The 17,099-nt window shown below is 66.8% G+C and carries 18 protein-coding genes; 13 read left to right on the forward strand and 5 right to left on the reverse strand.

All coding sequences use genetic code 11. The features are described from left to right. From ACFO5K_RS03815 to ACFO5K_RS03825, 3 genes are all read left to right on the forward strand, one after another. Nucleotides 1-603, forward strand: a 603-nt coding sequence (locus tag ACFO5K_RS03815; protein ID WP_378555777.1) for an STAS domain-containing protein, incomplete at its 5' end; no start/stop codon positions are given. Nucleotide 604: 1 nt separating this feature from the next. Next, nucleotides 605-1,015, forward strand: a complete 411-nt coding sequence (locus tag ACFO5K_RS03820) for a MerR family transcriptional regulator (RefSeq protein ID WP_378556671.1) — start codon at nt 605-607, stop codon at nt 1,013-1,015. A 159-nt stretch (nt 1,016-1,174) separates the two neighbouring features. Further along, nucleotides 1,175-1,582, forward strand: a complete 408-nt coding sequence (locus tag ACFO5K_RS03825) for a MerR family transcriptional regulator (RefSeq protein WP_378555779.1) — start codon at nt 1,175-1,177, stop codon at nt 1,580-1,582. A 137-nt stretch (nt 1,583-1,719) separates the two neighbouring features. On the opposite strand, the gene ACFO5K_RS03830 is transcribed toward ACFO5K_RS03825, so the two are convergent. After that, a complete protein-coding gene (locus ACFO5K_RS03830; protein ID WP_378555781.1) occupies nt 1,720-2,340 on the reverse strand; it encodes a TetR/AcrR family transcriptional regulator in 621 nt (206 codons plus the stop codon). Nucleotides 2,341-2,464: 124 nt separating this feature from the next. Here ACFO5K_RS03830 and ACFO5K_RS03835 point away from each other — a divergent pair, with 124 nt between their 5' ends. Then, nucleotides 2,465-3,820, forward strand: a complete 1,356-nt coding sequence (locus ACFO5K_RS03835; RefSeq protein WP_378555783.1) for an MFS transporter — start codon at nt 2,465-2,467, stop codon at nt 3,818-3,820. A 26-nt stretch (nt 3,821-3,846) separates the two neighbouring features. On the opposite strand, the gene ACFO5K_RS03840 is transcribed toward ACFO5K_RS03835, so the two are convergent. After that, on the reverse strand, nt 3,847-4,557 hold the full coding sequence (locus ACFO5K_RS03840) for a TetR family transcriptional regulator (protein WP_378555785.1): 711 nt from the start codon (nt 4,555-4,557) through the stop codon (nt 3,847-3,849). Between the two features lie 93 nt (nt 4,558-4,650). Between ACFO5K_RS03840 and ACFO5K_RS03845 the strand changes: the two genes are divergently transcribed. Both ACFO5K_RS03845 and ACFO5K_RS03850 read left to right on the forward strand, forming a co-directional pair. Beyond that, nucleotides 4,651-5,877, forward strand: a complete 1,227-nt coding sequence (locus tag ACFO5K_RS03845; RefSeq protein WP_378555787.1) for an MFS transporter — start codon at nt 4,651-4,653, stop codon at nt 5,875-5,877. A gap of 125 nt (nt 5,878-6,002) precedes the next feature. Continuing rightward, the gene (locus ACFO5K_RS03850; protein ID WP_378555789.1) at nt 6,003-6,548 is read left to right on the forward strand and encodes a carboxymuconolactone decarboxylase family protein; all 546 of its coding nucleotides are present in this window, start codon (nt 6,003-6,005) and stop codon (nt 6,546-6,548) included. 662 nt (nt 6,549-7,210) lie between these two features. Here the strand turns inward: ACFO5K_RS03850 and ACFO5K_RS03855 are convergent. After that, nucleotides 7,211-8,314, reverse strand: a complete 1,104-nt coding sequence (locus ACFO5K_RS03855) for an AI-2E family transporter (RefSeq protein ID WP_378555791.1) — start codon at nt 8,312-8,314, stop codon at nt 7,211-7,213. Between the two features lie 204 nt (nt 8,315-8,518). Between ACFO5K_RS03855 and ACFO5K_RS03860 the strand changes: the two genes are divergently transcribed. From ACFO5K_RS03860 to ACFO5K_RS03870, 3 genes are all read left to right on the forward strand, one after another. After that, nucleotides 8,519-10,342, forward strand: coding sequence for an alkyl/aryl-sulfatase (locus tag ACFO5K_RS03860; protein ID WP_378555793.1), 1,824 nt, complete (start codon nt 8,519-8,521; stop codon nt 10,340-10,342). 27 nt (nt 10,343-10,369) lie between these two features. After that, entirely contained in the window at nt 10,370-11,344 is a 975-nt protein-coding gene (locus ACFO5K_RS03865; protein ID WP_378555795.1) for a DUF389 domain-containing protein, read from the forward strand. A gap of 63 nt (nt 11,345-11,407) precedes the next feature. Then, the gene (locus ACFO5K_RS03870) at nt 11,408-11,782 is read left to right on the forward strand and encodes an SHOCT domain-containing protein (protein ID WP_378555797.1); all 375 of its coding nucleotides are present in this window, start codon (nt 11,408-11,410) and stop codon (nt 11,780-11,782) included. Between the two features lie 54 nt (nt 11,783-11,836). On the opposite strand, the gene ACFO5K_RS03875 is transcribed toward ACFO5K_RS03870, so the two are convergent. Together ACFO5K_RS03875 and ACFO5K_RS03880 are read right to left on the reverse strand one after the other, a co-directional pair. Beyond that, on the reverse strand, nt 11,837-12,142 hold the full coding sequence (locus ACFO5K_RS03875) for an SHOCT domain-containing protein (protein ID WP_378555799.1): 306 nt from the start codon (nt 12,140-12,142) through the stop codon (nt 11,837-11,839). A gap of 12 nt (nt 12,143-12,154) precedes the next feature. Further along, nucleotides 12,155-12,586: a DUF6325 family protein gene (locus ACFO5K_RS03880; protein WP_378555801.1), complete on the reverse strand. Its 432-nt coding sequence runs from the start codon at nt 12,584-12,586 to the stop codon at nt 12,155-12,157. Between the two features lie 127 nt (nt 12,587-12,713). Between ACFO5K_RS03880 and ACFO5K_RS03885 the strand changes: the two genes are divergently transcribed. The 4 genes from ACFO5K_RS03885 (at nt 12,714) to ACFO5K_RS03900 (ending at nt 17,043) form a co-directional block, all read left to right on the forward strand. Further along, nucleotides 12,714-13,373: a GAP family protein gene (locus tag ACFO5K_RS03885; RefSeq protein WP_378555803.1), complete on the forward strand. Its 660-nt coding sequence runs from the start codon at nt 12,714-12,716 to the stop codon at nt 13,371-13,373. 12 nt (nt 13,374-13,385) lie between these two features. After that, nucleotides 13,386-15,077: a SulP family inorganic anion transporter gene (locus ACFO5K_RS03890; RefSeq protein WP_378555805.1), complete on the forward strand. Its 1,692-nt coding sequence runs from the start codon at nt 13,386-13,388 to the stop codon at nt 15,075-15,077. 29 nt (nt 15,078-15,106) lie between these two features. Next, nucleotides 15,107-15,727 (forward strand): DUF4203 domain-containing protein, encoded by a 621-nt coding sequence (locus ACFO5K_RS03895; RefSeq protein WP_378555807.1) that lies wholly within the window; start codon nt 15,107-15,109, stop codon nt 15,725-15,727. An 89-nt stretch (nt 15,728-15,816) separates the two neighbouring features. After that, nucleotides 15,817-17,043: an MFS transporter gene (locus ACFO5K_RS03900; protein WP_378555809.1), complete on the forward strand. Its 1,227-nt coding sequence runs from the start codon at nt 15,817-15,819 to the stop codon at nt 17,041-17,043. Nucleotides 17,044-17,099 lie beyond the last annotated feature (56 nt).

Raw genomic sequence — 17,099 nt, forward strand, 5'->3', positions numbered from 1 at the left:
ACGTTCCTGGCCGGTGTGTTCCTGCTCATCCTCGTCGTCGGGCTCGGTGACGTGGTCGCGTTGATCCCGATGGCTGCGCTGGTCGCGGTGATGATCATGGTCTCGGTAGGGACCATGGACTGGCACTCGATCGCGCCGAAGACTTTGCGGCGCATGCCGATCGCCGAGACCCTCGTCATGCTCGTCACTGTGGTAGTCACCGTGGCCAGTCACAACCTCGCCTATGGTGTGATCGCGGGTGTGCTGACGGCGATGGTCGCCTTCGCGCATCGTGTCGCGCACTTCACCGAGGTCGAGAAGATCGGTGACGCTGATATCGATCACGACGGTGACGTCGACACCAGGGTCTACAAGGTGCGCGGTGAGCTGTTCTTCGCCTCGAGCAACGACCTGATCTACCAGTTCGACTATGTGGACGACCCGCGCAATGTCGTGATCGACATGTCCGGTGCCCAGATCTGGGACGCCTCGACCGTGGCGACGCTGGACGCGATCACCACCAAGTACGAGTCCAAGGGCAAGAACGTGGAGATCGTCGGACTCAACGAAGCTTCCGAGCAGCGCCACGTGCGGCTCAGTGGGTACTTGGCGGGTGGGCACTGACATGGTCGACGACGCCCGCGCGCACCTGCAGATCGGTCAGGTGGCCGAACGAACCGAACTGTCGATCAAGACGATCCGGCACTACGACGAGGTCGGTTTGGTGACTCCGTCGGCACGCAGCGCGGGCGGTTTCCGCCTCTACACCGAGGCCGACGTCGAACGCCTGCTGGTGATCCGCCGTATGAAGCCGCTGGGATTCACCTTGGAGCAGATGCGCGAACTGCTCGAAGCGCTCGACGTCCTCGACGATCCGGCCGGTGCGCCCGAGGTTCGCGCGCAAGCGGCTGCGGTCGTGCGCGAATGTCATACGACCGCGACGGCCAGCTGCGAAAAGCTGCGCCGTCAACTCGACTACGCCGAAGAATTCACCGCGTTTCTCCATGCGCGGAGCCCGGCGGCGACTCAGGGCTGATCGCCTTCCCGGCCCTCGTCTACGGAGCATCCCAGAGGCGGGTTCAGCTCGTGGAATCCGGTGCGGAGGTTAGAGTGAATTCCTTGTTGACAGCGAAGACTGCAGGCGGGACCACCGGGAGCCGCAGCGGGTGAACGGCCCGAGCTATGGAGGTCGAACATGGATGATCAGCACCTGCAGATCGGTGAGGTCGCCGCGCGAACCGATCTGTCGATCCGGACCGTTCGCCACTACCACGACGTCGGCCTGGTCGCCCCTTCTGCACGGTCGGCGGGCGGCTTCCGGCTCTACACCGAGGCCGACGTGCAACGGCTGCTGGTGATCCGCCGGATGAAGCCGCTGGGCTTCACCCTCGCCGAGATGAAGGAACTCCTCGACGCGCTCGATGTGCTGGCCGGCTCGACGAACCCGGATGCCCGCCGGCAAGCCGGTGCGGCCCTGGATGTGCTGCGCGGCAAGGCCGAAGCCAGCTGCGAGAACCTGCGACGCCAGCTCGGCTACGCCGAAGAACTCACCGAACTGCTGACCACCCGTCTCGACGCCGAAGCATCCTCGACCGCCCCCTGATCACCGATGCCCGCTGTACCAGCGTGCGTCGGCCGCCGCGCGCAGGAGACTTCCGCCAATGTGGCGGCCCGCAGCGCGACATCCTTCGCCGGCACGTGGACAGCGCCACCGGCGGGCAATGTCGCGACGACGACCTGCTATTGCTCTCGGCTCGCCGCGGGGCCGAAGAGCTGGGTCAGGTGGTACTCGAGAACCGCATGGGCGGTAGCGGTGGAGTGCTGACCGATGAGCAAGCTCGTGCCGAGGCCGTGGGTGAGCATGACGACCCGCGTCGCTTCGGTGGCGATGTCGACGTCGTCCGCGAGTTCGCCGTTGGCGCGCGCGTGCGAGAGTGCCTGTGCGAGCTGCTGTTCCAGCCGATCTATACCTGCGATGAACGGATGGTGCGCGATGCCGGGATCGGTCATGGCCAGCACCGCGTACGACGTGCCGATCAGCTGGAAGGCGCGGCTGGCCTCGTCGGTGGGCAGGGCCTCGGCGCAGAACGCCTCGATGAACGCGCGGGCAGGCGGCGGGTCGGGCAGCGCGCTGAGGCGTTGCTCCCAGCGGTGGTGGCTGAGTCGCTCCAGATGATGCAAGGTGCCGATCAGCAGATCGGCTTTGGTGGGGAAGTAGTACTGCACGAATCGCAGCGATGAGCCGACCTCGGCGGCGACCGCGCGAATCGTGACCCCGTGGAGGCCGTCGCGGATTGCGACCTGAACGACCGCCTCGGCGATATCCGTGCGTCGCTGGACGTGGTCGACCGTTCTGGGCACGTTCGTTCCTCTCTCGACGTCAATACCTCAGTGATGATACACATGTATCGGATACGAACGTATCCGGATTCGGAGGTGAGCTGTGCGGCGGCCCGAGACCGGAGAGACCGCGGTGGCAGCGCCCGTGCGCGCGACTGCACTGCTCGCGGTGGTCTGTGCGGCGCAATTCATGGTGGTGCTCGACGTCTCGGTGGTGAACGTGGCGTTGCCGTCCATGGGGGCAGCCCTTGGCTTCACCGGCACGGGCCTGGGCTGGGTCGTCAACGCCTATGCCCTCGTGTTCGCGGGTCTGCTGCTGGTCGGTGGTCGCCTGGCCGATCTCTACGGTCACAAACGTGTCTTCCTCATCGGGCTGGCGCTGTTCACCGTCGCCAGCCTGGTAGGCGGGCTCGCGACCGCCCCGGGCTGGCTCATCGCTGCCCGTGCCGGCCAGGGCGTCGGCGCGGCAGTGTTGGCTCCGGCCACGCTGACGATCCTGACCACCAGTTTCAGCGTGGGCCCGCGGCGGACGAAGGCCCTGGCGCTGTGGACCGCGATCGGCCTCGCGGGCGGCACCGCGGGCAACCTGCTCGGGGGAGTGCTCACCGAGTTCCTGACATGGCGTGCCACCTTGCTGATCAATGTCCCGGTCGGCGTCCTGGGGCTGATCCTGGCCGTGTGGATCCTGGCTCCCGATGCGACGAAGGGCCCGCCCGCGCGACTCGATGTTCCCGGGGCGTTGCTGGCGACGTCCGGGCTGGCCGCGCTCGCCTACGGCGTCGGCGAAGCCGCTACTCGTGGCTGGTCGGCGCTCGTGACCCTGGCGGCGATCACGACCGGGACCGGATTGCTGATGACGTTCGTCGCGGTGGAGGCGCGATACGCGCGAATGCCGCTGATTCCGCTGTCGCTGTTGCGCATCAGGTCGGTAGCGGTCGGCAACGTGGCGATGTTGCTCGCCGGTGCCTGCCTGAATCCGATGTGGTTCTTCCTGACACTGTCGATGCAACACGTGCTCGGCTACACCCCGCTACAGACCGGGTTGGCGTTCCTGCCGCACACGCTGATCACCATCGCCGTCGGCACCCGGGTCACGCCACGGCTGATGCGGCTGGTCGACGGACGAGTCCTCATCTCGACCGGTGCCCTGCTGGCCGCGGCGGGTTTCGGATGGCAGGCTCAGCTCGGCACGGACAGCGACTACCTCACCGGGATCTTGGGCCCCGCCGTCATCTTCAGTGTGGGAGCGGGCCTGCTGAACACTCCGATCACCGCCGCTGTCACCGCCGGGGTGCCCACCGGCGACGCGGGTGCCGCTTCGGGACTGATGAATTCCACCAAACAGGTCGGCGCGGCCCTCGGCTTGGCGGCACTGATCACGGCGACGGCAACGGTGGGCGCGGCTGAAGGCTACGGCCGGGCCTTCTGGCTGATCGCGGCGGCTATGGTCGGGGTAGCGGCGATCGCCCCGGCGCTGCCCGCGCACCGTGACAGTGCATGATCGGCGTCCACACAGCTCGGCCGTGATCACGACCGCGATTCGATCGGGCGACCGGCGGTGACGTCGGTGATCTGCCCGGTTGTCAATGTCAACGTGCCGGGCAAGGCGCTGAAGGCTTCGGCCACGTGGCCGATGAGGGAGTCGCGTGCGCCGGCGCCGCGCCGGGCCGAATGGCGTTCGGCGCGCACCCAGTTCTTGGCACCGCATCGCCAGGCGGCCATCGCCAGCTCCGGCAGCAGCCGGATCCGCACATCGGCGCGGCCGTCGGCGCCGGTGCGCTCTTCGAGTGCGCCCACCAGGCGTTCGTGGGCGGCCAAGGACAGGGCGTTGCTGTGGTGGCGCAGTGCGGTGTGGTGGGCGATCAGGCGGCGGGTGGCGAGGAAACGGCGTTCCCAATCGGCATTGCGGCCGGTGATCGTGGCGGTCATGGTCGCCTGCAGCGTCTGCAGGACCGTGACCTCCGATGGACTGTGGTGGCTGGTGAACGTGTCGACGTAGGCGTCCCAGAGTTCGGCTTCGGCGGCCAGCGCCACATCTTCTTTGGCGGTGTAGTAGCGGAAGAAGGTGCGTTTGGATACCTCGGCCTCGGCCACGATCCGGTCGAGAGTGACCGCGTCGAAACCGTGCTCGGTGAACAACCGCAGCGCGATCTCGCCCAGTTGCTGCCGGGTCCGCTGCTTCTTGCGTTCGCGCAGTGACACCACCTGCACAGCACCCTCGCGCGCTTGTTCGCTCACGGTTTCACCTTAACCAGTCGATGACACCCCTTCCCTCAATTGTGCCCCTTGTTGTAATTTGGCACTCAGTGGCAGTTTCGGAGGGGAGTGGCGATGCGGGAGCGCGCGGAGCTGGTGATCATGCTGTCGGCTTCCACGTTGGGGGTGATGGCGGGCGCGATCGTGATGCCGGTGCTCGAGGTGATCCGTGGCGATCTCGGAATCAGCGGCACGGCAGCGGGATTCATCATCACCGCGCACGGCTTCGCGATCGCGGTGGTCAGCCCGTTGATCGGGCGGGCGATCGACCGGTGGGGTGTGCGGGCACCCTTGGCGGCAGGGCTGCTGCTGTACGGGACGGCCGGTGGCGCCGGCCTGCTGATCGCCTCGTATCCGATGTTGATCGCGAGCCGACTGCTCCTCGGTGTCGGTGCGGCCACGGTGTTCAGCGCAACGACCGTCGCGATGCTCACCATGGCAACCGGGAGCAGGCGCGACCAGCTGATGGGCTGGCGCACCACCGCCACCACTGCCGGCGGGCTGATCTGGCCGCTGCTGGCCGGTGTACTGGGCGGGATCAGTTGGCACGCGACCTTCGCCATCTATCTCGTCGGTATCCCGCTCGGGGTCGCCACGTTGGTCCTCATGCCCAGAACCGATGTCGCCCAGAGTAGTTCGGGCCCTCAGGGTTCGGTGCCGGAGCTGTTGCGCCGGTACCCGCGGTTGCTGGTGTGGTACGGGTTGATGGTCACCACCGGGCTGATGATGTACAGCCTGGCCGTGTTCCTGCCGCAACGGCTGGCGCAGTTGGGGATCGCGGCGCCGATCTTCGTGTCGATGTTCATGGTGGTGCAGGCCATCGCCTCGATCGGGGTCGGGCTCGGATATGCCCGCATCCGAACATATTTCGGATTCTCAGCACTGCTTCGATGTACCGCGTGCTGCTGGGTCGCCGCCTTCGCGATCCTGGGATCGGTCGCCCACCCGGTGCCGGTCTTCATCGCTTCCGCGCTGTTCGGAGTCGGTAACGGGCTGTTGTTGCCCGTGATCACCGTGCTCATCGGGGAAACGCCACCCCCGCAGCGGCGCGGCCAGGCGACCGCCCTGTCGGGCACCGCGATGTTCACCGGTCAGTTCGGGTCGCCGCTGGTGTTCGGACCGCTCATGGCTGCCACGTCGATCACTGGGGGATATCTGCTCGCCGCGGTGATCGCGGCCGTCGTCCTGGCGGGCCTGCTCGTCATCCGGGTCGACGACCCGACCCGATCCGGCGGGTCGCGGGCCGATGATCGAGCCGACGACACCGCCGCGGGTGCGGTGGAATCCACGCGGGGGAGTTGAGTTCGAAAAAAGTTCGTCAAGCGGGAATCAACCATTCGCCTGTAACTGTTCATATGTGTATGACCGGTTAGAAAATCTGTGGCCGCTCATCACCCGAAGATCTCTCTCACAGAACAGGTTTCCCCATGTCCCGTTTGCCGCTCATCCAGTCCGACACTGCCACCGGCAAGACCGCCGACCTGCTCGCAGGTGTGCAGCAGGCCCTCGGCGTCACCCCGAACATGACCAGGGCGATGGTCAACAGCCCCGCCGTTCTCGAGGCGTACCTCGCCTTCTCCGGTGCGCTGGCGGGTGGCGCGTTGACCGCCGCCACCAGGGAGCGGATCGCGTTGCTCGTGGCCGAGGAGAACGGTTGCGACTACTGCCTGTCGGCACACAGCTACATCGGCGCCAACATCGCCAAGCTCGACACCGAGGAGATCGAGGGTGCTCGCCACGGTCGGTCGGCCGATCCGAAGGCCGAGGCGGTGCTCACTTTCGCGACGGCGGTGGTGCGCACTCGCGGGGGCGTCGACGAGGCCGACGTGAAGGCTGCCACGGCCGCTGGTTTGACCGATGGTGAGATCACCGAGGTGATCGCCGGTGTCGCCCTCAATGTGTTCACCAACTACCTGAACAAGGCTGTCGACACTGATATCGACTGGCCGGTCGTGCGTCACCACCAGCACTGATCCCCGCTGCGTGCCGGGCCACACTGCAACGATGTGGCCCGGCACGCTCGTCGGCTCACCGCGCGCACGTACCGGGCATCGCCTGTGCCGACCCGTTCTGCATTGATCACCCGGGGGCGGAATCGTTGCGGCACAGGATATGTACGTGCAGACCGAATTTGACTACTATGTGCTGTAGTAGATAAATCCGGAGCGGGGGACACCATGAAGCTCTTCGTCACGAGAACGACCGGAGCGCGCACTTTGCGCTCGACGCCGGTCGATGTGACCAGCAAGCCCAATTGGTTCGTACGGGCCTACTCGGCGTTGGCAGCCGGCCGCTGGCCGAGATTCGTTCTCGGCACATCGCATGGAAGCTTGATCCGTTGCTCCTGCGGCTCACGCGCGGCGCCTGGCGACAACGTTGATCATCCCGACCGCGGTGCTGGAAACCGAGGGAGCCAGGACGGGAACGCGGCGACGTAACGCCATGACTGCCGACGGCTCTGGACCATCGCCGACAGGGTCTTCCCGGCCTATGTCCCTTACCGCCGCGAGGCGAGCGAAGCGGGCCGAACCATCCCGATCATCGAACTGACTCCGCGTGGCACATCCGGGTCGCCCGGCACCCGAATGCCGCACTGACCACCCGGATTGCGGACCGGCGAGCTCGCGTACTCCGTTCATGAGGTGTCCTCGTCTTCTGGGACACTGCGTTTCGCTGGCAGCGGGGCGCCGATCAGCACATCGGCCCACCGCGTCGAGGGGTCGATGTCGAGCAGCAGTGCCTTCACGAGCAGAGTGAGCGGTACCGCCAGCACGGCACCGAGCCCGCCGAGGACCCAGGACCAGAAGACCAGCGACAGGAAAGTGATCGTGACGCTCAATCCGACGGCGTCGCCGACGAATTTCGGTTGGATGATCGACTGGATCACGAAATTGATCACGCTGTAGATGACGATCACCCACACCATCAGCACCGGACCGCTGTCGAGCAGCGCCAGCAGCGCGGGCGGGATCACGCCGATGATGAACCCGATGTTGGGGATGTAGTTGGTGATGAACGACAGCAACGCCCACAGCAGCGGCAGCGGAACCCCTAGCAGCCACAGCGCGCCGCCGTCGATCACCGCGACGATCGCGCCGAACACTGTGGAGACAACCAGATATTTGCGGGTGCCGTAGGTGAAATCGGTCAGCGCCCGCGCGATGGCGGGACGCTCGGCCGCGACCACAGCCATCCGCTCGCGGATGCTCATGCCGTCCACGGCCATGAACAGCAGCAGCGCGACGAGGAAGAACAGGTTCGAGAACACCCCGACCACCCCGCCGAGCAGGTCGTTGAGCAGTTCGACCACCTTGCCGACGTCGATGCTGTGCAACAGTTTCTGGATCTGCTCACTGCTGATCCCGGCGGCGTCGAGCCAGCCGCGCGCATGATCGAGCAGATTGTCGAGCCGGTCGGTGTACTGGGGCAGTTGCGAAGCCAATTGCGCCACCGACAGTGTCAGCGCGCCGACGAGCGCGACCAGGATCAGCAGTACCGCACCGAACGCGATCAGCATGCCCGACCACGCGGGCCACCCGCGCCGGCGCGCCCAATCCTGGACCGGCTGTACCGCCACGGTCAGGATCAGGGCCAGGAACGTCGGGCCGATGACCCCGGAGAACGCTGCCATCCCGGCCACGGTGACGATCACGGCGGCCAGCGACAGCAGCACGACCAGGCCGCGGGGAATCGACCAGCCGCCGGCCGGAGCCGTGGTCGCTGAGGTCGATGCCCGCATAACAGCTCCTTGTACCGAAGGACCGAGACCTGCCAGTCGACGATAGGGACGGCCGGGGACGGCGCGGATCGCCCGTTCTGGGTGAAGTTCACCCGCAACGGGTGATTCCCACGGGCCAACAGCTTCCTAGCATCACCGGTAGCGCCCCCTTCCGTACGCGGCGGCAGCACCGGACGACGATCTCTCGAGACGACAAGGTGGACCATGAGCACGCATCTGGATTTCGGCGACACGACCGACTTCGACAACGCGACTCGGGGGTTGGTGGCCAAGCTCGATCCGCCGGTGATCAAGGCGGCGGACGGACGTGTGGTGTGGGACATCGGCGCCTACGACTTCCTCGACGGCGAATGCCCGCCCACGGCGAACCCGAGTCTGTGGCGGCAGAGCCGGCTCTGCGACATCCAGGGCCTTTTCGAGGTCACCGAGGGCATCTACCAGGTCCGCAACTTCGACCTGTCGAACATGACGATCATCGAGGGCGACACGGGTGTGATCGTCATCGACCCGCTGATCTCGGCCGAGACCGCCGCGGCGGCACTGGCGTTGTATCGCGAGCATCGCGGTGACCGGCCGGTGACCGGGATGATCTACACCCACTCGCACGCCGATCATTTCGGTGGGGCGCGCGGGGTCGTGCCCGAGGGCCACCCCGAGGTGCCGATCATCGCTCCCGAAGGTTTCCTCGAGCACGCGGTGAGCGAGAACGTCTACGCGGGCAACGCGATGACCCGGCGTGCGATCTTCATGTACGGCACCGGCCTGGACAAGGCGCCCGACGGCCAGATCGGTTGTGGTCTGGGCATGACCACTTCCACCGGCAAGATCACCCTGATCCCGCCGACGGTCGACATCATCAGCACGGGTCAGGAGGAAGTGGTCGACGGTGTGCGCATCGTCTTCCAGCTCACCCCGGGCACCGAGGCCCCGGCGGAGATGAACTTCCTGTTCCCCGACCGGCGAGCACTGTGCATGGCCGAGAACGCCACCCACAACATGCACAATGTGCTCACCTTGCGCGGAGCTGTCGTCCGTGATTCGCGCGTCTGGGCGAGCTACCTCGACGAGGCGATCGGGATGTTCGCCGACCAGGCCGACGTCGCCTTCGCATCACATCATTGGCCCACCTGGGGCACCGGCAACTGGACCTCCTGGCTGGCCGGTCAACGCGATATGTACGCCTACATGCACGACCAGACGCTGCGCATGGTCAACGAGGGACTCAACGGTCCCGAGATCGCCGAGACGATCACCTTCCCGCCGGTGCTGGACGGTCTGTGGGCCAACCGTGGCTATTACGGATCGTTGAGCCACAACGTCAAGGCCATCTACCAGCGCTATCTCGGGTGGTTCGACGGCAATCCGGCACACCTGTGGGAGCACACCGAGGTGGAGCAGGCCAAGCGTTACGCGGCCGACTACGGCGGTGTCGAGGCACTGATCGCCAAGGGCAGTGAATATGCTGCACAAGGGGATTGGCGCTTCGCCGCGACCCTGCTCAATCACGCGGTCTTCGCCGAACCCGGCAACGCCGCAGCTCGTGAAGCGTTGGCGCAGGTCTATGACGAGCTCGGCTACGGCAGCGAGAACGGCACCTGGCGCAACTTCTTCCTCGTCGGTGCGAGCGAATTGCGCAACGGGCCGACCCAGGTGAGTCTCGACACCACCGACCCGGAGATGATGGCGGCCCTGACGATCGACATGATCATCGACTCGATCGCGATCAGGATCGACGGAATGCGGGCCGCCGAGCAGGATTTCGCCATCGACCTGAACATGACCGACACCGCTGCGGTGGTGCGGCTGACCATGTCCAACGGGGCGCTCACGCACCGCACCCGCACCGACACCGCGCCGCTGTTCGGCGACGCCGACCTCGCCATGACGCTCACCAAAGCACAGTTGCTCGGCGGGTTGGGCGGGCAGGGATTCGACGGCGTCGCCATGGAAGGCGATCCGGAGGTGCTCAAAACGCTGCTCGGACTGATCGAAACACCGGATCCGCGGTTCCCGGTCGTCACCCCCTGATCGGCCGGGTTCAGCGAAAGGACCGCGATGCTGGGATTTCTGGTGCCGACCGAGCAGCGCCGAACACTGGACGAACTGACCGACAAGCTGGATCTGTCGGTCGGCCAGGTCACGGCGAAGCGGTCGGCGTTCTGGGTCATGCTCGTGATGTCGGCGGTCATCGCGATCTCCGGTGTCATCGGTGATTCCACCGCCACGGTGATCGGCGCGATGATCGTGGCGCCGTTGTCGATCCCGATTCTCGGCATCGCGTTGGGCGTGGCGACCGGGCGCGGCGCACTGGTCGGCCGCAGCCTGCTGCTGGTGGGGGCGGGCGTCGTGGTGGTCGTCGCGCTGGGGTTTCTGTTCGCTCAGTTGCTGCCGAATCCGGTCCACGTGTTGTCGAACGCACAAGTTGTCGGCCGCACCTCGCCGAAGCTGATGGACCTGACCGCCGCGTTGGCCACCGGGCTGGTCGCGGCGGTAGCGATCACCCGGCGCGATGTCGGTGACGTGCTGCCGGGCGTTGCGATCGCGATCTCCTTGGTACCCCCGCTGGGTGTGGTGGGAGTCTGCCTCGGCTCGCAGGCACCCGCGCTGGCGCTGGGGGCGTTCGTGCTGTTCGCCTCGAACGTGCTGGCCATGATCATCATGGTGACGGCGGTGCTGCTGATCGCCGGCTATGCCACCGACGCCGATGCCGCCACTGCCCGCCGTGGTCGCGCCTACCTCGTGCTCGGCGCGGCTCTGGTGCTGGTGGCCGTGCCCATGGTGGTCAATTCGCTGTCGACCCTGTGGGCCGGCCAGATCTCCGACGCTGCCCGCGACTGGCTGCGCGAGGAGCCGGGCGCCCAGGTCACCGATGTCACCCTGCAGGGCAACACCGCGACGGTCTCGGTGCTCGGCCCGCAGGAACTACCACCGGTGGAGCAGTTGCAGCGCCGGGTCGACGAACTGGTGCCGTGGAATCCGAGCGTCGTCATCGTCCACAACGTCGGGGCCCGGCTGCAACCACGTCCCTGACCACACACGCACCACCGTGCGCGCCGACCGGTGCGCACACATCACGGAAGCGAGGAACCAATCATGGAGTTCTGGGACATCATCTGGCTCATCATTGTCAGTTTCGCCTTCATCGCTTACCTGATGCTGATGTTCATGATCATCACCGATCTGTTCCGCGACCGGCAGACCTCGGGCTGGATCAAGGCGGTGTGGGTGCTGTGCCTGATCCTGTTCCCGCTGATCACCGGCCTGCTGTATCTGATATTCCGTGGTAGCGGGATGGCGCACCGGACCGCGGAGGCCGAACAGCAGGCCCGTACCCAGGCCGACGACTACATCAAGCAGACCGCCGGCACCAACTCCGCCGCCCAGATCGCCGAGGCGAAGAAACTGCTCGACGCCGGGACCATCACCGACACGGAATTCCAGCAACTGAAGGCCAAAGCCCTCGCCTGACAGCCACAACACCTCGCCCCCGACACGATGCCGGGGGCGAGGTGTTTGCCGAAGTCAGCTGAGCAGTTTCGTTTTCGCGGCGGCGAATTCCGCGTCCGAGAGCGCACCGGCCTGATGCAGTTCGCTCAGCTTCGTCAACTCGGCCACCACATCGACCCCACCCGAGGGGGCGGGCGGTGGCGGTGGTGGAGCGTACACGGGTGCCTGTTGTTCGGCGTAGGCCTGCTGCTCGGCCGCGCGCCTGCGGCCTCGGTTGTTGACGGCATTGGACGTGGCTGTCGCTGTACCCGAGATGACCGCGGTGCGCGCCACCGTGCCGAGCAGTCCCGGCCGCCCGATGCGACCTCTCCGAAGTGGCATGTGGATCCTCTCCTACGACGTGGACGCCGCGGCCACCGCGGCGTCGACAGCCTCGCGTGGCACCTGAACATGCAGGGCCAGTTCGCCGTCTGCAACGCGCACGGCCGCAGCCAGCTCGGTGGCCCAGGTCTGCTCGAAGACCAGCACCACCGCCAGCGTCCCCGGTTCCATCGACGCCCGCACCACGTCGAGGTCGGCGTCGCTGACCAGGTCGATATCGGCGGCCGTGAGGCCCGTCAGACCGATCTGCTCGAGATCGTCGTCGATTTCGCGTGCGGTCACCGCCCCGTCGGTGTCCTTCGACAGCACTACCAGGTCGAGCAACGTCACCAAACCTTTGCCGACGACTTCGGCCAGCGCTTCGGTGATCGTCGCGTCGACCGCGGTGCCGGGAAAGGTGAGCACGAGGAAATCGACCGGTCCCAGATCTGGTGTTGAGCCCATGGCCGAATGATGCGCCGAACCGGACGGGTGCGCCTCACCCGAACCGGGTGAATCGCGGGCCCGCATCCGACGATCTCATCCGGAAAGTGTGAGGCGCCCGGCGCCGGCGAGCGTTTGACTTCATGGCATGGGCTCGGTAATCGGTGATCTGCTTCCGCTGGCTGTCGGTGTGGCGATCTCGCCGATTCCGATCATGGCAGCGATTCTGATGATTCTGTCCAAGAACGCCGGTGGCGCCGCGACGGGCTTCGCGGTGGGCTGGGTCGCGGGCATCGTGCTCGTCGCCACGGCGATCACGTTGATCGCCGGTTCGCTGGACGACCCCGGCGACAGCGAACCCTCGGCGGCGTCGTCGTGGATCAAGATCGCGCTCGGCGTGGCCCTGGTGGTGCTGGCGGTGCGGCAGTGGCGGGCACGCTCGGATACCGCGGTGCCCGGCTGGATGGAGGCCATCGACACCCTCACCCCGGGCAAGGCGACCGGGCTCGGTGCACTGCTGTCGGTGGTGAATCCGAAGAACCTGCTGCTGGGCATCTCGGCCGGTCTGGCGATCGGTTCGGCCGGACTGGGAGCGGGCGAGGCGGCCGCCGCGATCGTGGTGTTCACCCTGCTCGCGTCGATACCGGTGCTCGCGGTGGTGATCGGCTACCGCGTCGCCGCCGACCGGCTGCGCCCGAGCCTGAACAGTCTGCGGGAATGGTTGCATGCCAACAACCACGCGGTGATGGCGATCGTGCTCGCGGTGATGGGGGCCGTGGTCGTCGGCAAGGGGATCGGCGGGCTGTAGGAAGGAATGGCGATGGCGGTGCCGGTCTTCGAATCACTGCGCGGCTACCAGCGTGGCTGGGTGCGGCCCGATGTGATCGCCGGACTCACCGTGTGGGCGGTGCTGGTGCCCGAAGCGCTGGCCTATGCCTCGATCGCCGGCGTACCGCCCGTCGTCGGCCTGTACGCCGCGGTACCCGCACTTGTGCTCTATGCCCTCGCCGGGAGTTCCCGCCACCTGGTGGTCGGCCCGATGTCGGCCACCGCGGCCTTGTCCGCGGCGATCATCGCACCACTGGCCGGCGGTGACAGCGGCCGCTACATCGCGTTGACCGCGGCACTGGCCATCGCCACCGGCCTCGTGGGACTGCTCGCCGGCCTGATCCGGCTCGGGTTCATCGCCGCTTTCATCTCCGAGCCCGTGCTCAAGGGGTTCATCGTCGGGCTCGCGCTCGTCATCATCATCGGCCAGGTACCCGAACTGCTCGGCGTGGACGGGCACGAGGGCAATTTCTTCGGACAGGCGTGGGGCGTGCTCGCGAACCTCGGTGAAATGAATTGGCGCACAACCACTGTCGGTCTGCTCAGCCTGGCCTTGGTGCTGGCGATGCGGCGCTGGTTGCCGTTCGTTCCCGGCGCGCTGCTGGCAGTGTTCTTCGGTATCGCCGCGGTGCAGCTGTTCGGTCTCGACGATGAAGGGGTGGCCATCGTCGGCCACATCGATGCGGGACTGCCCGCACTCGGCCTGCCGTCCGGGCTCGACCCGCACGATTACCTCGACCTGCTCGGACCCGCCGTCGCCGTGGTGCTGATCGGTTTCGCCGAAGGCTTGGGCGCGGCGAAGACCTATGCGGCCAAAGCGAACTATTCGATCGACCCCAACCGGGAACTGATCGGATTGGGGGCGGCGAACCTCGGTTCCGGGCTCAGCTCGGGCATGGTGGTCAACGGCAGCCTGTCCAAAACCGCCGTCAACGGTGGGGCGGGCGCCAGAACCCAGCTCAGCGGCCTGGTCGTGGCCGCGCTCACCGTGCTCACCCTGCTGTTTCTCACCGGCCTGTTCGAGCAGCTGCCCGAGGCGACGCTGGCCGCAGTGGTGATCGCCGCCGTGATCGAACTCGTCGACTTCACCGCGCTGCGCCGGTTGTACGGGGTGTGGACCCAGTTGCTGGGCAGTATCTACGGTCGTGCGGCGCGCGCCGACTTCCTCGGCGCCCTCGCCGCACTGCTCGGTGTGCTGTTGTTCGACACCCTGCCCGGCCTGCTCATCGGCATCGGTGTCGCCATGCTGCTGCTGGTCTACCGCACTTCCCAGCCGCACATCGCCGCGCTCGGCGAACAAGGTCCCGTCTGGGTCGACCGGGTTCGCCACCCGGCGGCGCGGGCCCGCCCCGACCTGCTCGTGGTGCGCGTCGAGGCCGGACTGTTCTTCGCCAACGCCGACTACGTCGAGCAACACATCAAGAGCCTGTGCACGGACGCGACCCGGCTGGTCGTGCTCGACGCGGAAACCTCCCCCTCGCTCGATGTCACCGCCGCCGCCATGCTCCTCGATCTGCGCACCGCGCTCGCGCGCGAACGGATCGACTTCCGGATCGCGCGCTCGGTCGCCCAGTTCGGCGACGAACTCGGCTCGGCCCAGACCGGTGACGCCCGGATCGGCATATATCCCACGGTGGCCGCGGCCGCCGCCGACCTGCCCGAATACCCGCCCACCCCTTCGTGATCATGTTCGACCGAGAATAAGGAGTACTGATGAACGGCATCATCGTCGCGGTGGTCGGCGCGCTGTTGTGCTTCTACGGAATCCGTTCGGTGCACCTGGGCATCATGGCGATCGGCTTCGGCCTGGGCTGGCTGATCGCCGACCTGTTCAACGCCTCGTTCTGGTGGCTGCTGCTGATCGCCCTGATCGGCGCCGTCTCGGCCTGGGTGGTGACCTCACTGATCTTTCGCTTCGCGTCCTATTTCATCGGTGGTCTCACCGGCGCGATGATCGGCACCAAACTGGCGATGGTCCTGCAGCCCGGCGACAAGAACTGGGCACTGAGCATGATCGTGGCGCTGGCGGTCTGCGTGGCAGGCGCCTTTCTCGCCCAGAAGTTCCGCGCCCGCGCCCTGCTGTGGTTGACCTCGATCGGCGGCGCGAGCATGGTCCTCAGCGGCCTCGGCCGCATGAGCGATTCGCTGAGCTTTCTGCGCGACCCCGAACCCGGCTGGCAACAAGTCACCGCGACCCTGGCCTGGATCGGGCTCTCGGTACTCGGCTGGATCACCCAACGTCATCTGTTCGCCGAGAAACTCGGCATCGAACACCTCGCCGGTGACGACAAGATAGACCAGAGCAAACGCAACGGTGGTTGGCCCGCGGGCTGAAACCGTGCCGCGGCACCTCGCCGGCCGAGCGGACGGTGTTGTCCGTTTCCCGCCGGACGCGCCACCCCGGAATTTCTAACGTCAGTGCAATGGAAACTGAGCGCATCCCGGAGGTTCCGAGCGCGGTACTGCCGGTGTCGGTCGTGTGGTTCATGGCGGTGGCGGCCGCATTCGCCACCGCGAGTGTCTATCTGCTGCACCCGGCTGTCGCCGAGGTCGCCGCTTCGCTGGACACCTCGGCGGCGGTGATCGGCACCGCGCTGGCCTGCGGGCCCATCGGCTACCTGGCGGGGCTGGTGTTGCTGGTACCCCTGGTGGACCTGTTCGCGCCACGGACCGTGGTGGCGGCGCAATTTCTGGTACTGGCACTGGCCTCGGCTGCCGGGGCGGTCGCGAATTCGCCGTGGGTACTGGCACTGGTGATCGCGGTCGTAGGGGCCGGATCGGCCGTCGGTGCCCAATTGAGCTCGGTGGCAGGGCGGTTCGCCGGACCGCGCCGGCAGGCCACCGTCCTGGGGATCGTGACCGCGGGGATATCGGCTGGAATCCTCGGGGGCCGCATCGTCGGTGGCTGGCTCACCGAGATGATCGGTTGGCGTGCGACGCTCGTGGTCTTCGTGGTGCCCTGTATCGCGGCGGCGGTGATGTCGTTGTCCGTGCTACCGGCGATCCGCGGACGAACCGATGCCGGGTATCTGGATACGGTGCGTGGGATTCCCGGGCTCTTCACCCGGTTCGCGGTGCTGCGCTGGGCGTCGGCGCGTGGAGCGCTGTGGTTCTTCGCGTTCTGCGCGCTCTGGGCGGGTCTCGCGGTGGCGCTGTCGCAGCCCCCGTACTCGTATTCCCCCGACCGGATCGGTCTGTACGCCTGCGCCGGGTTGGCCGGTGTCGTCGCGACGCGGATCGCCGGCAGCTGGACCGATCGGGTCGGACCGAAGAAGGTGATCCTGGTCGGGCTCGCCCTCGCCCTGGTTTCGGTGGCGGTCTCGGCGCACGCTCTGTCGAACCTCGCGGTGACACTGATCTGTCTCGGTCTCTTCGACGCCGGACTGTTCGCGGCGCAAGTCGCCAACCAGAGCACGATTCTGGCGATCGACCCGTCCGCACCGGCCCGCTTCAACGGGGCCTACATGTCTGTCTACTTCGTCGGAGGCAGTCTGGGTACCGCGTTCGGGGCTGCGGCGATCGGCTGGTTCGGTTGGTCCGGTCTGGTCGCCGCCACCGCGGTGGCCCTGGGCGCGGCAGGTGTGCTCACCCTGGCCGTCGGCGCACGGGATGTCAGCGCCGGAACTGTTGCTGCCCGCGTCCCGCAGTGAGACCTGGGCACCACACGATTCCGAAAGCGCCCGGTGGGCCGCGCCTGTCACGGTAG

This window comes from Nocardia halotolerans (genome assembly GCF_042650145.1).
Classification (GTDB): domain Bacteria; phylum Actinomycetota; class Actinomycetes; order Mycobacteriales; family Mycobacteriaceae; genus Nocardia; species Nocardia halotolerans.